Raw genomic sequence first — 14,452 nt, 5'->3', positions numbered from 1 at the left:
AGCGGAGACCGGGGACTCCTGCGTGAAAAAGCGGGAAGGGTGAGACCAGGCAGATGCGAAAGCATCAATGGGGCTCACCTCCCGCCACGCGGAAAGCCTCCGGGCGGAGCGGAAATGAACCGGTCCCTTCTTCCCTCTTTCAAAAAAATCAGTGACTGGCAAAAAGAACAGTAGACAGCGGTTCTACATTATATGTACAAGTGAAATGACCAAAGAATAGGTTCATTGGAGCGGAGACCGGGGACTCCTGCGTGAAAAAGCGGGAAGGGTGAGACCAGGCAGATGCGAAAGCATCAATGGGGCTCACCTCCCGCCACGCGGAAAGCCTCCGGGCGGAGCGGAAATGAACCGGTCCCCCTTATTCATTACCCCCAGACTGCAGAATCTTCCTTTCTTTCTCTGCCGCAAGACCTGCTTTCCAGATATGATTTTTTCTTGCAGCCTGCCAATGATGAGTGTCGCGGATCGTTTCTTCAGGTGAACGAAATGAAAGTCCCTGCTCAATCGCTTTTTGCGCATCCGCTAAAATAAAACCGTCCGGATGTATTTCACTCCGGGGGATCCAAAAAGGCATGTCAACAAAAGCCCCGACTTCATGGCTTACAAGCGACTCATCTTTAATCCACTTAAATGCTGCATTTGAACCGGTCACTTGTTTGGCCGTCAGTAACAGCTCCTCCATTGACGTATCGAGTGAACCGGCTGCATTAAATGTTCCGGAACTCTTTTTTTCAGTCATCCGAATCACCCAATGAGCTAAATCCCGCACATCAATCCACTGAACAATACGCGAGGGCTCACCTGGCGCTAAGACTTCTCCGCCCCGTGCTGTTCGTTCCACCCAGTACGTAAAACGGTCTGTCGGATCATCCGGCCCCACAATTAACCCGGGACGTATACAAAGTGCTGCCTCACCAAATATGTCTTTCACTGTTTCTTCGCATTTCTGCTTTAGCGGACCATATGTAGACCCTGTAATTTCTTCACTCTCTCCCTCCATTTCCGCTAACAATGTTTCGTTTTCTTTTGCAGGTCCATTAGCAAAATCTCCATAGACGGAAATGGTTGAAATAAAAACATACTGCTGAACACGGTCCTTTAAAAGGTCGGCAGTCGCTTTCACCTGGCTCGGCGTATACCCTGAAACATCAATGACGGCATCCCATTTTCCTTCGTTTAAAGAAGTCAGATCCCCATTTCTGTCTCCTTTCCTTTTTTCCACGGTTGGAAAATAATCCTGATTGGTTTTTCCCCGATTAAATATCGTCACGTGATGACCTGCGTCTAGAGCACTTTCCACCAAGTGCTTCCCTAAAAATTGTGTACCGCCTAAAATCAACAGATTCATGTAACCGCCTCCTATTGAATTCGATTGTATTTCTTCTCATAATAGTTCCCGATCCCGTCACTTAAAAAATGAAATGTCATCATGGTGTATGCAATGATGCCTACAGTGGATAGGACAACCCATTGTGCAGACAGAATATCCTGGTGAATGTTATGAAGTAAGGATGGCCAGATGTACGAATTATTAACGGTATCCACTCCACCGTATCGCAATGAATCAAATGAAAATTGCAGGAAAACACCAATGACCGCAAACTGAGCCAGTAAAAAGAGGGCTCTTCCCATATCAGTGATAAAGTTTGTCACAAGCGGAATTCTCAGGCTTGGCCAAAAGTAGCGTGTAAATAATGTGAGCGGCGAGCATCCTGAGACAATACCGGCTTCCACATAGCTTTTTTTCGATACCTGCTCTATGCTTCCGTGCAGTATTTTTGCAGATCGTCCTGCTTCCACGAGAGCAATTGTTAAAATAAACCACAACTGTCTTTGTTCAGAAAATAAAATGAACGGCAGCCCCATCACAAAAAGAACAAAAAAGATGGAGGGCATGAATGAGAACACTTGATTCCAGAGGGCAAGCAAAGCTTTCATCACAGAAGAATAATAAGCACCAATTCCCAGTACTCCGGCACAAGCAAATCGGATAGCGACGATCGCCAGGAGGACAAATAGTGTTTCTCTTGCTCCAACAACGAGTAAGCTGAGGACATCCCTGCCCTGTCGATCTGATCCTAAAAGAAAATCAATAGAAGGAGAAAAAGGCGGCACTAAAATACCGTCATCCGTATAAACAGCTCCCAGATGCTCAATATTTCGGTCAATATAAGAAACATAAGGCCCTATGAATGCCATGAGTAATAGTAAAATAAGCATCGTAAATCCAATAGCAAGAGACCGGTTCATGCTTCATCTCCCCTTTCAATCGGCACCAGAAGAGACCGTGCAACCTGGCTTATGATAGAAGATATAAGAATCAGCACCGTAAAGAAGAAAGTGAAAGCGACCACCGCTCCAACGTCTACCACCAGGGCATCATTTGTTACAATCCTTTGAGCAGCCTCTGTATGCTTTTTAAAATAGTAGGCAGCTCCCCTGTACTGGGTAAGAAATTCAACGACGAATAAGTTAGACAGGACATATAAAACCATCGTATTCGTATGTAAGAAAACATGCGCCAAACCATTTTTCAACATATGTACATATAAAATCTTAAAATGCGCGATGCCTTTTCCTCTGGCGGTTCGGATATAGTCCTGACCCTGCTCTGCACTGAGAGCGGTATAGGTTGCCTTTGCTATGTAGAAAGCAGGAAAAAGAGACAAATAAAAAATATTAACAATGATAATTTCAACACTCCCATAGCCATATAAGCTTAAACCCGTCACAATCCCCTTAACATTCAGATACATAAAACCCATTTGCAAAGCGACGATTATAAACAAATCGGGGATGGACAGGCCCAGCCAGGTGGTATGTAATCCCAACGGCTTTTTCCTGCTGTTTCTGGTGCTGAAATCAAAAACTCCTTTTGCAATTCCCACAACAAAACTAAGAACCAGTGCGGGTACAATCAGCCAAAGACTTCTCTGCATCATTTCCCAGGCATGGCCAAGCAGCGGCTGATTGTGTCGATCCATCCCCAGTCCCTCCTCACTCATCAGCTGAGTGAAAAATAGTTGGATATTGTCCCAGTGGACTGAAAATGAGTACGTGTAGCCAGGAGATACAAACGCTCCCACTTCATTTGACTGAATATCCATGGTTCTTGGCACCAGGAGAAAGATAAGCAAAAGACTAAATGCCAGCACCCATACTCCTACCAATTTTAAAATTTTTACCGTCATCCAACTGCACCCTCTTTTTTCACACTATTCTAAATAGTATAACCTATTCATTTAATTAGAGAAACGAAAAAAACTGCCCAGAGGAATCCCCGGACAGCTTTGGATGACGAAATCAGATATTTAAATATTCTTCCAGCGTTAAGCCGCTGCTATACACTTTTTTAGCAAGCTCTTTTCCTAAATATCGGAAATGCCAGGATTCGTATTGGTAACCCGTTATGTCTTCTTTCCCTGGAGGATAGCGAAGAATAAAGCCGTATTGGTGCGCATTTTCTTCAAGCCATTTTGCCGCTTCAGTATCTTTAAAGGCATCGTCGGCCCACAGAGCTTCCTGACCAACTTCTCCTATATCAAATCCCAGTCCTGTCTGGTGTTCAGAATAGCCGGGTCTGGCGCTGAATCGGTCTGCTTCTTCCTGGCCATGCTCATCTACGTACCTGTGATACAGTTCGTCCTGGTATTCGTAGGAGCGGTATGTACTGAAGGCGATGAGTTCGAAGCCCGCTTCCGCTGCTGCAGCTTGCAATTCATTATATGCAGCCTTCGCTTCTTCACTTTCTCCCGGTGCATAGTCCACCGGAAGCGGGTACTGTTTATTGGCGATCAGAACACCTTGAATGTACGTGGGCTCTTTAACCGTTTCAGGTGTCTTTGGCTCTTCTTCTTCAGCCGGTGCAGGCTCTTCTGCTATTTCTTCCTCTGTCGGCTCGGGCTCCTGAGCAGCTTCATCCGGATTTTGTTCCCGACCCGGTGCAGGCTCGTTCTCGCCGTTTTCGTTCTCTTCCTCTGTTTCCGGCTGACTGGAACTATAAAATAAACCCTGAATTGTTTTTTCAACCGACCAATTATACACACTTAATGCGCCTAAAGAGGCTCCAAGAAATATGGTAAAAAGAACAGCCAGCGTAATCCATACTTTTGTTCCTTTTTTCTTATTTTTAAATAAACGATCATTACTCATGATGAAACATTTCCTTTCCTAAGACCCTGTTATCATTTATTTACCTACCCTCCATTCTATCAAACAATTACCGTATAAGACTAATAAAGTCTTGAAATAAAAAAGAACAGTCTGCCCAAGTAACTCGTTCAACCTGGTCAGACTGCCTATATTTATCTTTTTTCGATATACTGATAAAACTGTTTTTCTACCTCCAGCACTAATTCATCCTGAGGCGGCAACCCGGCTATTTGAGCAAATGCTTGTTTTACTCCCTGTTCATGCACCGCATGCTGCAGCTCCCGGCTCTCCTGGTCACTTTTTTCATCAAATAAAAGTGCAGCGGCAATCGCTTGAATGAGGCCTTCAGGCTGTTTTCCTTCCTTCATTAAAGACACTGCAGGATAAACCAGGCGCTCTTTTGCTCCAAGCTTTCTGATCGGTGCGCGGCCTACACGGGACAAATCATCTGAAAGGTAAGGATTTCGGAAACGTTCAATTATTTTCTGTACATATTTTTTATGTTCCTCTTTTTGAAGATCATACTTCTTAATAAGGAACTCACTTGTTTCGTCCAGTACTGTTTCGACTTTTTGCTTGATGGATGGGTCGGCGATTGCCTGATCTACAGTCGTGAAGCCTTCTGCAAGACCTAAGTAGGCAATGGCCGCATGGCCGGTGTTGACCGTCAAAAGCTTCCGTTCAATAAACGGATTCAGATCCTCAACAAACTGTACTCCATCAAGAACCGGAACGTCGCCTTTCCAGTCTTTCTGTTCAATCACCCATTCAAAAAATGGCTCCACCTCAACTGTTAGAGGATCTTCATGATGCTGAATGGGTACGATGCGATCTACAGCTGAATTTGGAAAACCGATCTTTTCATGTACTTCCTGTTTAACTTCCTGGGAAAGATGTTTTTCTATTTCTTCTTTTAAAAAACTCGTTCCGTTGATCATATTTTCACAGGCTACAATATTCAGCTCGTGCAGTTTTTCTTTTTGAGCAGCTTCTGTCAGTCCCCCTGCCAGATCCTTTGCAATGATCGGCAGAATCCCAGGCCCTACGGATGCTGTGATAAGATCTGCTTCTGCAATTGCGCGATAAACATCCTGTTTTTGAGTGGAGCTGTGAATACCTGAAACATGATTTACGATAAACGACTCTTTCTGCTCTGAAGCAATTTGAACCGTATATTGTTCTGTACGATTTAATTCTTTAATGACTTCTTCGTTTACATCCACAAACTCCACGTGATATCCGGCTTTTGACAAAACCGCACCGATAAATCCGCGTCCTATATTCCCTGCACCAAAGTGAACGGCACGTTTCATACGTCTGCATCCTCAAAAATCTGAATGATTTCCTGTTCTGATGAAGCCGAAGCCAGTTTTTCAACGTTTTCCATTTCCGAGCAGACGATGGCAATTTGAGAAAGCAGTTCAAGATGCTCTCCGTCTTTACCTGCAATCCCAATCACAAGCTTCACTTCTTCTCCGTTCCAGTCAACGCCTTCAGGAACTTGAAGAAAGGACAGGCCGGAAGCAATCACTTCTGTCTTCGCTTCCTCCGTGCCATGAGGAATGGCCACAAAGTTCCCCATGAATGTGGACGTCAATTCTTCCCGTTTTTTCATTTCTGTCACATAATTTTCAGTGACATAGCCTTGTTCTACCAGAATTTTTCCTGCCTTTTCAATCGCTTCTTCCTTCGTGCTTAGAGATGTGTTTAATAAAATATTTTGAGCTGTTAATAATGTACTCATGTTGATCCCTCCAAAAATAAATTCATTTTTTTTCGTATAAACTGATCAAATTTTCTTTCAAGCAAGCGATAAATATCAGCCTTGCTGCCATTTGTGAACATCGCCAGCTGATGGTCCTCTTCAATAATGGAAGCACTGATTAAACTCAGCAATTCATACACGTCCTGACCAAGTCCGTCCGGTGCGATAAGAAGCAGAAGCCGCTCCATTTTAATACCGGAAGAATCCATCGCCTTGATGGAGACGGGCGTCTTCAAATCAAATATGACAAAAAGAGGTCGTTTAATTTTTTCTGATCTTGCATGATAAAGAGCAAGGCCGGTGTCCGGGATACCCAGGCCGCCTAAATGTTCTCTTGCCTCAAGGAGCTCTTTTACAATGTTTTCACTGCTGACTGCCTGTATGCCCGCACAGTAAGCATCCACCATTTCCAGCAAATCTTCTTCTGTTTTGCCATCCTCTGCCTCAATTACGTCGAAATCAGTCAGCAGATTCATCATGACAGACGTGAGATGATTGATTTTCTTAAGAGAATCAAGAACAGGCACATCTGATGATAAATTGACCTCTGTTGTTCTATACCCTTTTTTATTCGTAATGAACGGCATATTTTTTTGAAGATACCGTTTTACCTTTTCGACTTCGTTTTCAGGAAGCAATGGACTCACTAAAAGAAATTCTCTATCCAGATCCATTAAGCCCACCGTTGAAATGACCATATCAAACTGATCAAGTGTCAGCATCCTTGCATCCTGAAGAGAAGACAGCGTGATATCCGTGATTTCTGGAAATTCCTTTTTCAACCGGCTTGCCAGCATTTTTGAGGTGCCAATTCCGCTTGAACAAACGACTAGAGCTGAAATGGACACAGATTCTTTTCTCATCTCGAGCGTGGATGCAAAATGGAGGACAAGAAAAGCTAATTCTCCCATTGAAAACTCCAGCTGCGGAAAAACCTCCTTCAGCACCTGCTCAAGTGAATGATACAAAATAGGATAGTCGTCCTTAATCGTCTGCTGAAGAGGATTAAATGCCTGCAATCCTTCTTCAGCACGGTGAATGGCAGGTTCAAGATGAGCGATCAATCCTTCAAATAAGGAATGATCATCTGTCAAATTAACCCCTACCTGCTTTCCAACTTTTTGAATGATGGACTGCACAATCAATGTCCACTCCGACTGTTCAAGGTTCGTAACAGACAGTTGTTCTTTTCGGTTTGCCCCTTTTAATTGAATCGCCATGTAGCCAATTTCATCAATCGGTATAACGGCATTAAATTCTGCAGATAAAGACCTCGCTAATGACTCCGCTACTTTTAATTCCGGTGATTCCCTGAGTTCCTGAATCACATGTTCCTCAAGCTCAATTTGCTCTCCGCTTTGTATACGGTCCATCGCAAGTGCAATATGAATAACAAGCGCCATATAGGCTGAATCTGCGATGGTATATGGAAGTTCTTTCACTTCATCCATAATCAGCCGTTCAATTTGCGTCACTAATTCCTTGCTGACGATATTCGCAATTTTTTCATCAAGGCCGCCTGGAATCACAAAATGATCGTCGACCATCGAATAAAGAGAAGCGGTGTCAATTTGTTCAATTAATAACGTTGCAAGAGCTCTTCTCCGTTCACGTTCGGATCCGGCCAGCTGGATGCCAAATCCTCTTTTGCGAATAATCGAGAGTCCATACGGTCTAACGGCTTCTTCTAATAAATCCAGGTCCTGCATCAGTGTGCCAAGCGCACAATTCAGAGCACGTGTTGCGACTGCTGCTTTAACTGGTTCCCGGTGACGGATTAAATAATGCAGCAGCAGGACAAGTCTCTCATCCTGCTGCAGATCATGGTCGCCGCCTTCACGAATCGCAGCCTCAAGCTGAAGAATTTTTTCACCATCCCCGGAGAGCCGGATCCCCTCTCCTGCCAGTTTTTCAATAGTAATTGAATACTTCGCAAGCATCTGCTCTATTTTCTTTAACTCGCGGTGAATGGTCCGTGAACTGACGTCCATAGCGTCTGCCAGTTCTCGAATCGTGGTAAATTGATGCTGAGTGCGCAGCAAAGATTCAATTATTTTTCTTTCTCTGCCCGTCACATAAACCATCACTCAGCACCTCCTTTTTATTTTAAAGCTTCAATAATCTCATCATATTTTGGGCTGTTAAGGAAATTTTCAACCGAGATATGAAGTGCATCCGGTTTTTTTGTCATCGCACGCTCGGTTAAGTCTTTATGCGTAATGACCAGGTCTGCATCATCAGGGATCTGATTGATTGCCGTATTGGTCACATCGTATTGCAGTCCGGCTTTTTTCATTTTGTTTTTCAGGAGTGAAGCACCCATTGCACTTGAGCCCATTCCGGCATCACATGCAAAAATGATTTTCTTAATGTTTTCCTTTGAAAGTTCATTCGGCGCTGCCAAAGGCGTATCGTTCACATTTTCCTGCTGTGAAGCTGAAAGGTGCTGGGATGCCTGGCTTTTTTTGCCTTTCATCTCCTGCATTTTTTCCGTTGCTTCCGCAATATCATCCGCTTCATCCGCTTTAGCGGTTCTAAGGAAAATCGATGCCACACCAAAAGATACGGCTGTTGCAATCAGCACCCCAGAAATAACAGCAATATAGTTGCCCTGCTGCGTTAGTGCAAGGATGGCAATAATGCTTCCCGGTGAAGGCGGAGCACTTAATCCTGCATCAAGAAGGACGAATGTGAAAACACCGCTCGCTCCCCCTGCAATGGCAGCCACAATTAAAATCGGCTTCATTAAAATATATGGGAAATAAATCTCATGAATTCCTCCAACAAAGTGAATAAAGGAAGCACCTGAAGCAGTTTGTTTGGCTGTTCCTCTTCCGAAAACCATATAGGCAATCAGGATGCCAAGACCAGGTCCCGGGTTGGATTCAAGAAGATACAAGACCGATTTGCCTGCTTGGGCAGCCTGTTCTGTTCCAAGCGGAGTCAAGATCCCGTGGTTAATAGCATTATTTAAAAACAACACCTTACCTGGTTCTATAAACAAACTTACTAATGGAAGCAAGCCTGCATTAACCATCAATTCCACACCTGAAGCGAGTACTGTTGTGATTCCCTCGACTACAGGTCCAATTCCAAGCAGTCCGCCAATCGCAAGAATAGCCGCTGCAATTCCTGCAGTAAAATTGTTTACAAGCATTTCAAACCCGGAACGGATTCTTCCATCTGTAAAACCGTCAATTTTCTTCATCACATAGCCGCCCAGAGGTCCCATAATCATCGCACCAAGGAACATAGTGATGTCCGCGCCGACGATTACACCCATGGTCGCAGTGGCACCCACCACACCTCCGCGGTTGCCATGAATGATGCGTCCGCCGGTAAAACCAATTAACAACGGCAGTAAGAAAGTAATCATTGGACCAACTAATTCAGCTAAGTCCTCATTTGGAATCCAGCCATCCGGAATAAAAAGAGCCGTAATTAACCCCCAGGCAATAAACGCACCAATATTCGGCATAATCATGCCGCTTAAAAACGAGCCAAAGCGCTGAACTCTTTCCCGTATACCAGATTTTTTTTGTGTCTGTTCCACATTCATTCCTCCTCTTACATTTCTAAATCTCTCTCTTTATCTTAAAACGCTTACAACTCTGCTACAACAAAATCCAAATTCGTTTTTGGCAAGGACCGGTGTGACAGATTGTCAAAAACCAAAAAAAGTATTTTTAATAAGATGTTTAGAAAACCGGTGAAGTGTGAAAACAAGAACTATGTTGTCAATCACAATTGACATGACAAATCGCAAGTAAATGAGGAGATGAGAAGCATGCCAGTATTAACATCAGCTGCCGTTGCACAAGGTGGACGTGAAGGACAAGTATCATCATCTGACGGTTTAATTCAATTAGAGCTTGGAATGCCAAAAGACGGAGGCAGTGCGGAAGGAAAATCAAATCCTGAGCAATTATTTGCTGCGGGCTATGCATCTTGCTTTGACGGAGCATTTAATTTAATTGCAAAAAAAGAGAAAAAAGAAGTGGAATCAAAAACAACGGCTCATGTGAGTCTTGAAAAAGATCCGGAAGATGACGGATTTAAGATTTCTGTTAAGCTTGTAGTAGACGTAACAGGCGTCAGCCAGGACGAAGCTGAGGAACTTCTTGAAAAAGCACACCAATTCTGCCCTTACTCAAAAGCAACAAGAGGCAATATTGACGTAGCACTTGAAGTAAAAGCAGGCTAATTTCCTTTCAAAATCTAATAAACATATTTAAATAGCGAAAGCCGCAACGATTTCTAAACGGAAATCATTGCGGCTTTTTTACACTGCTCAATCAAATACACTAGTCCATGTCCCAAAGACCGCTCACATTTGCTTCACATTGAAAATCCTCCGGACGCAGCGAAAATGAACCGGTCCCTCTTCCCTTTTAAAAAAAATGAGTTCTTGCGAAAAGATGACCGATAGTTGATCGGTATTCTATTTACGAGTGAACTTATTAAAGAATAGGTTCATTGCAGCGGAGGCCGGGGACTCCTGCGTGATGCAGCGGGAAGGGTGAGACCACGCAGATGCGAAAGCATCAAGAGGGCTCACCTCACGCCACGCGGAAAGCCTCCGGACGGAGCGGAAATGAACCGGTCCCTTTCCCTCTTACAAAAAATAATTGCTTATGTAAAGAGGAATCGGCAACTGTGGAGCATTGTATTTACAAGTGAAATCACCAAAGAATAGGTTCATTGAAGCGGAGGCCGGGGACTCCTGCGTGAAAAAGCGGAAAGGGTGAGACCAGGCAGATGCGAAAGCATCAATGGGGCTCACCTTCCGCCACGCGGAAAGCCTCCGGACGGAGCGGAAATGAACCGGTCCTCTTTCCCCTGCTCTATCTTCCATTTCTGCTATACTTGTAACTTATGAAAGTAAAACCAAATGGAGTGATACAGATTGAAACAGCAAGGATGGTTATCCACAAATTTCTTCGCCTTCTTTTTTACATGGGGCATCTTTTTGCCTTACTGGACCGGCTGGCTTGTCTCTGAAAAAGACTTAACCGTTGCTGCAGCGAGCACTGTAATCGCCGCAGGACTGTTTGCGCGGTCATTTTCCACTTTATTTTTATTTCCGGCACTGACAAAACACTTTAGTCTATCCGTGCTGATTAAACTCATGCCTGCTCTTTCATTTCTTCTACTGCTGCTCTTTATTCCAGCTGAGTCCTTTTCAGCTTTACTTGCAGTTATGGTCATATACAGTTTGTTTTACCCTACGATCCTGCCGCTAATGGAAAGCAATGCTACGGTTCTGATGAAAACCAATAGAATTAATTATGGAAGAAGCCGTTCATGGGGCTCGGCCGGCTATACTGTCAGTTTAATCGCCATTGGCATAACCACAGACCTGTGGAGCGAATCCTCGATTCTTGCCGCTATGATGATTGGCAGTCTCTTTTTAGCTGCATGTGCACTTCGCCCTGCTCCGGATGCTTTAAAGGAAAAAATTGCTCCTCAGATCGGAGGCTACCGTGCCATTTTCAAGACAAAAGGGTTCTTAATCGTCCTTACAATCTGTGTTCTCATTCAGGGGGCGCATGCGGCATACTACAGCTATGGATTTATTTACTTACAGGAGCTAAATGTCTCGAGTGTATACATAGGACTCATTTTAAATATTGCCGTGCTGTCTGAAATACTCTTTTTTGCTGTGGCAGACCGGCTGCTGAAACGCACATCTGTTGCGACCATGTTTATTATCGCCGGAATGGCTTCAGTGATCCGCTGGCTGCTTGTGGGATTGTTCCCCTCTTTGTGGCTGTTTATTTTCACACAGGCGTTTCACTCGATGACATTCGGTCTCGCTCATTATGCATTTATCAACTATGTATATCGGGCAGTGGATAAACACCTTTTACCGACTGCTCAAGGTCTTTATGCTTCTGTTGGAATGGGATTCAGCACCGCACTTCTTACGTCGGCAGGAGGCTACCTTTACGAAGTGTCTCCCGGTCTTTCATTTATTGGCATGAGTGCGGCGGTTCTTCCGGCTGTTTTTCTCGGTGTTCTATTAAAGGGGAGAAAGCTATCTTATTAAGTCTATGCGTCCAGCGTCTCAATGCAAATTCGAATCGCTTGTGTTAAATCTTCCTGTGACCAGCTCGGCACTTTGCCAATTTGCACAGCTAATTCATGCGATGCTGGAATATGGATAAAGCCTGCAGGCGTCTTCAGTTCATTCTGCTTTAGCATAAACAGAATTTGATACATTACATGGTTGCACAAATAGGCACCCGCTGAATTAGAAATTGCCGCAGGATAGCTTTCTTCCTTTAACCTCTTGACCATGGACCTGATCGGGAGTGTACTGAATAACCCATCCGGCCCCTCTTCAATGATCTTTTCACCGGATGGAAGGTTCCCGCTATTATCCTGTTCACCGTCGTTGCAGTTAATCGCAATGCGTTCCGGTGTAATAGCTGAACGCCCAGCAGCTAGCCCCAGTGATATCACTGCATCGGGCTGAATTTCGTTCCAGCAGTCCACTATTTGTTTTCCTGATTTCGAAAAATCCACTTTCAGAATTCTGCCGTGGATGTGAAAGCCATTTAGTTCTTTTCCATTTAGTTCTTCCACGATCTGCATGGTGGGGTTCGTTTTGAAATGTAAAAACGGTTCAAAGCCTGTGATTAATAATTTTTTCATCCTTAGCCTCCTGGTTCATTTTAAATGTTCTTCATCACTAAGGTACCATATTGTTTCGTAAAACGAAAAACCAATTATAAAAGACCTCCAACTACTCTTCCTGTTTGAAGGAATGCAAAAAAGCTGCCGGGTCTACGCCCGTCAGCTTTCTTTATCGTTAATTATTCATTTGAATCCTCATCTTCATTGTCCAGCGTGGTATCTTCATCATCATTTTCCATATCAGTTTCTTCGTCTTCCATTTCTGTTTCTTCACCGTTTTCTTCTTCCATGTCTGTATTTTCATCCATCGGTGCTTCTTCTTCTGTTTCCGTCTCTGTTGGAGGAGTTTCCTCTTCCGTGTCACCGTTGCATGCTGCTAATAATCCTAAACTCAATACACTTGCTGCGCTTAATTGTGTCCACTTTTTTAGATTCAATTTATAAAACCCCTTTCGAAGTTAATATTGTTCCTACTGGTATTTTACCCGGGCCTATTACTAGTCAAACTAGTATAACTACGCTCACGGCGTTATCGTATCATTTAGAAAATCAACAGAACGATCTTTCTCATTATGATTATAAACGCATCATCCTTTACATTTTCAGGTATTCAAAAAAGCTGCTGAAATTGTGCCCAGCAGCTTTTATCATTTGTATTTCTGATTAATAATTAGTTTTAACCTTCATCTTCTTCCATGTCTGTTTCTTCATCTTCCATTTCAGTTTCTTCTTCTTCCATCTCTGTATCCTCATCCATCGGTGCTTCTTCTTCTGTTTCCGTCTCTGTTGGAGGAGTTTCCTCTTCCGTGTCACCGTTGCATGCTGCTAGTAAACCTAAGCTTAATAAGCTTGCTGCACCTAATTGTGTCCACTTCTTAAGATCCATACTGTAAAACTCCTTTCAGACTCTAAAATGTAGTACTGCTTATATTTTACCCGCGCCATTTTATGGTTAAACAGGTGCAATATTATAGTAATGTAAAGATTTTTCGTCGTATTATTTCAAAAGTAAATATTCCATCCAGATGACCGGCTTAGAAGAAGTATGCCCAACTCTTTCTTACCTATACTCATATTTAATCTAAAAAATCATTGATATGGTACAACTTACCGTTTTGCAGATTTTCGTTTATTACTAAATGAACCAGTGCACTGGCGACCTGCTCTGGTGTTCTTAATTTCCCATGCTTTTTATATTCCTGAAAACGATCGACTTGAGCAAAAGCCTCTGAAGAAGATGACCGGATCACCTGCTGCATATCCGTATCCATAATACTTGGACTAAAAGAGATAATTTTCACTTCAGGATGAAGCTCCTGCTGTTCCATAGCAGCTGTTTCAGTAAATAAATTCAACGCAGCTTTCGTGCTGCCATATATACTCCATCCATGGTTTGGTTTATCCGCAGCCCCGGAAGTAATATTCACAATTGTGATTTTTGCGTCCAGTTTGTCTAAAGAAGCAATTAGGGCATTTGCCATAATCACGGGGGTAACATAATTCAGCTGCACAGCATGGGTGATTTTTTTGCTGTCGAGCTTTCCAGTGACTTCAATCGGTTCAACCGTTCCGGCATTTTGAATCAGCAGAATTTCTTCAGGAGCTGATTTTTTTATGTTTGTCAGCCATTCTTCCATAACGGACTGTGCATGTTCAGACGAGCTGAGATCCGCTTTAATATGCGTATATGACGCATCATTCATGTCTTCTGCTTTTTTTCGAAGGGAATCATTACCTGACCGTGATATATCCACCAAATGAAAATTTTCAGCCAGTAATTGTTCGGCTGCGGCGGCTCCCAACCCTCTCGAGGCTCCTGTTACAATGGCGTATTTCATATGCTTTTCTCTCCTTATTCAACGTTTTCCTTGTACTATTTATTACCCTCGTCTACCA

At 43.5% G+C, this 14,452-nt stretch carries 14 protein-coding genes; 2 read left to right on the top strand and 12 right to left on the bottom strand.

The annotated features are described in order from the left end of the window. Window positions 1-358: 358 nt before the first annotated feature. The 8 genes from ACQCT8_RS11490 to ACQCT8_RS11455 all read right to left on the bottom strand — a co-directional run bounded on the left by ACQCT8_RS11490 (window position 359) and on the right by ACQCT8_RS11455 (window position 9,401). Window positions 359-1,348: an NAD-dependent epimerase/dehydratase family protein gene (locus ACQCT8_RS11490; protein WP_426871231.1), complete on the bottom strand. Its 990-nt coding sequence runs from the start codon at window positions 1,346-1,348 to the stop codon at window positions 359-361. 11 nt (window positions 1,349-1,359) lie between these two features. Further along, complete coding sequence (locus ACQCT8_RS11485) at window positions 1,360-2,250, bottom strand: ABC transporter permease (protein ID WP_426871229.1); 891 nt, start codon at window positions 2,248-2,250, stop codon at window positions 1,360-1,362. After that, window positions 2,247-3,191 carry an ABC transporter permease subunit gene (locus tag ACQCT8_RS11480; protein WP_426871227.1) on the bottom strand — a complete coding sequence of 315 codons (945 nt, stop codon included), beginning with the start codon at window positions 3,189-3,191 and terminating at the stop codon, window positions 2,247-2,249. The genes ACQCT8_RS11485 and ACQCT8_RS11480 overlap by 4 nt, the downstream gene beginning before the upstream one ends. Before the next feature lie 112 nt (window positions 3,192-3,303). Then, on the bottom strand, window positions 3,304-4,152 hold the full coding sequence (locus ACQCT8_RS11475) for a M15 family metallopeptidase (protein ID WP_426871225.1): 849 nt from the start codon (window positions 4,150-4,152) through the stop codon (window positions 3,304-3,306). A 152-nt stretch (window positions 4,153-4,304) separates the two neighbouring features. Then, on the bottom strand, window positions 4,305-5,465 hold the full coding sequence (locus ACQCT8_RS11470) for a mannitol-1-phosphate 5-dehydrogenase (protein ID WP_426871223.1): 1,161 nt from the start codon (window positions 5,463-5,465) through the stop codon (window positions 4,305-4,307). After that, complete coding sequence (locus tag ACQCT8_RS11465) at window positions 5,462-5,896, bottom strand: PTS sugar transporter subunit IIA (protein ID WP_426871221.1); 435 nt, start codon at window positions 5,894-5,896, stop codon at window positions 5,462-5,464. The genes ACQCT8_RS11470 and ACQCT8_RS11465 overlap by 4 nt, the downstream gene beginning before the upstream one ends. Further along, window positions 5,893-8,001: a BglG family transcription antiterminator gene (locus tag ACQCT8_RS11460; RefSeq protein WP_426871219.1), complete on the bottom strand. Its 2,109-nt coding sequence runs from the start codon at window positions 7,999-8,001 to the stop codon at window positions 5,893-5,895. Before ACQCT8_RS11460 ends, ACQCT8_RS11465 begins: the two co-directional genes overlap by 4 nt. Window positions 8,002-8,018: 17 nt before the next feature. Continuing rightward, window positions 8,019-9,401 carry a PTS mannitol transporter subunit IICB gene (locus ACQCT8_RS11455; protein WP_426871245.1) on the bottom strand — a complete coding sequence of 461 codons (1,383 nt, stop codon included), beginning with the start codon at window positions 9,399-9,401 and terminating at the stop codon, window positions 8,019-8,021. A 303-nt stretch (window positions 9,402-9,704) separates the two neighbouring features. Between ACQCT8_RS11455 and ACQCT8_RS11450 the strand changes: the two genes are divergently transcribed. Further along, entirely contained in the window at window positions 9,705-10,121 is a 417-nt protein-coding gene (locus ACQCT8_RS11450) for an organic hydroperoxide resistance protein (protein ID WP_426871217.1), read from the top strand. Between the two features lie 702 nt (window positions 10,122-10,823). After that, the gene (locus ACQCT8_RS11445; protein ID WP_426871215.1) at window positions 10,824-11,966 is read left to right on the top strand and encodes an MFS transporter; all 1,143 of its coding nucleotides are present in this window, start codon (window positions 10,824-10,826) and stop codon (window positions 11,964-11,966) included. Window positions 11,967-11,968: 2 nt separating this feature from the next. Here the strand turns inward: ACQCT8_RS11445 and ACQCT8_RS11440 are convergent, their stop codons facing one another. The 4 genes from ACQCT8_RS11440 to ACQCT8_RS11425 all read right to left on the bottom strand — a co-directional run bounded on the left by ACQCT8_RS11440 (window position 11,969) and on the right by ACQCT8_RS11425 (window position 14,394). Continuing rightward, on the bottom strand, window positions 11,969-12,574 hold the full coding sequence (locus tag ACQCT8_RS11440; RefSeq protein ID WP_426871213.1) for a pyroglutamyl-peptidase I: 606 nt from the start codon (window positions 12,572-12,574) through the stop codon (window positions 11,969-11,971). Window positions 12,575-12,735: 161 nt separating this feature from the next. After that, complete coding sequence (locus tag ACQCT8_RS11435) at window positions 12,736-12,993, bottom strand: hypothetical protein (RefSeq protein WP_426871211.1); 258 nt, start codon at window positions 12,991-12,993, stop codon at window positions 12,736-12,738. Between the two features lie 239 nt (window positions 12,994-13,232). Beyond that, complete coding sequence (locus tag ACQCT8_RS11430; protein WP_426871209.1) at window positions 13,233-13,442, bottom strand: hypothetical protein; 210 nt, start codon at window positions 13,440-13,442, stop codon at window positions 13,233-13,235. 190 nt (window positions 13,443-13,632) lie between these two features. After that, complete coding sequence (locus ACQCT8_RS11425; protein WP_426871207.1) at window positions 13,633-14,394, bottom strand: (S)-benzoin forming benzil reductase; 762 nt, start codon at window positions 14,392-14,394, stop codon at window positions 13,633-13,635. Window positions 14,395-14,452 lie beyond the last annotated feature (58 nt).

This window comes from Jeotgalibacillus proteolyticus, from assembly GCF_050107735.1.
GTDB lineage: Bacteria > Bacillota > Bacilli > Bacillales > Jeotgalibacillaceae > Jeotgalibacillus > Jeotgalibacillus proteolyticus_A.
This window is presented reverse-complemented; position numbering and strand designations above follow the sequence as displayed.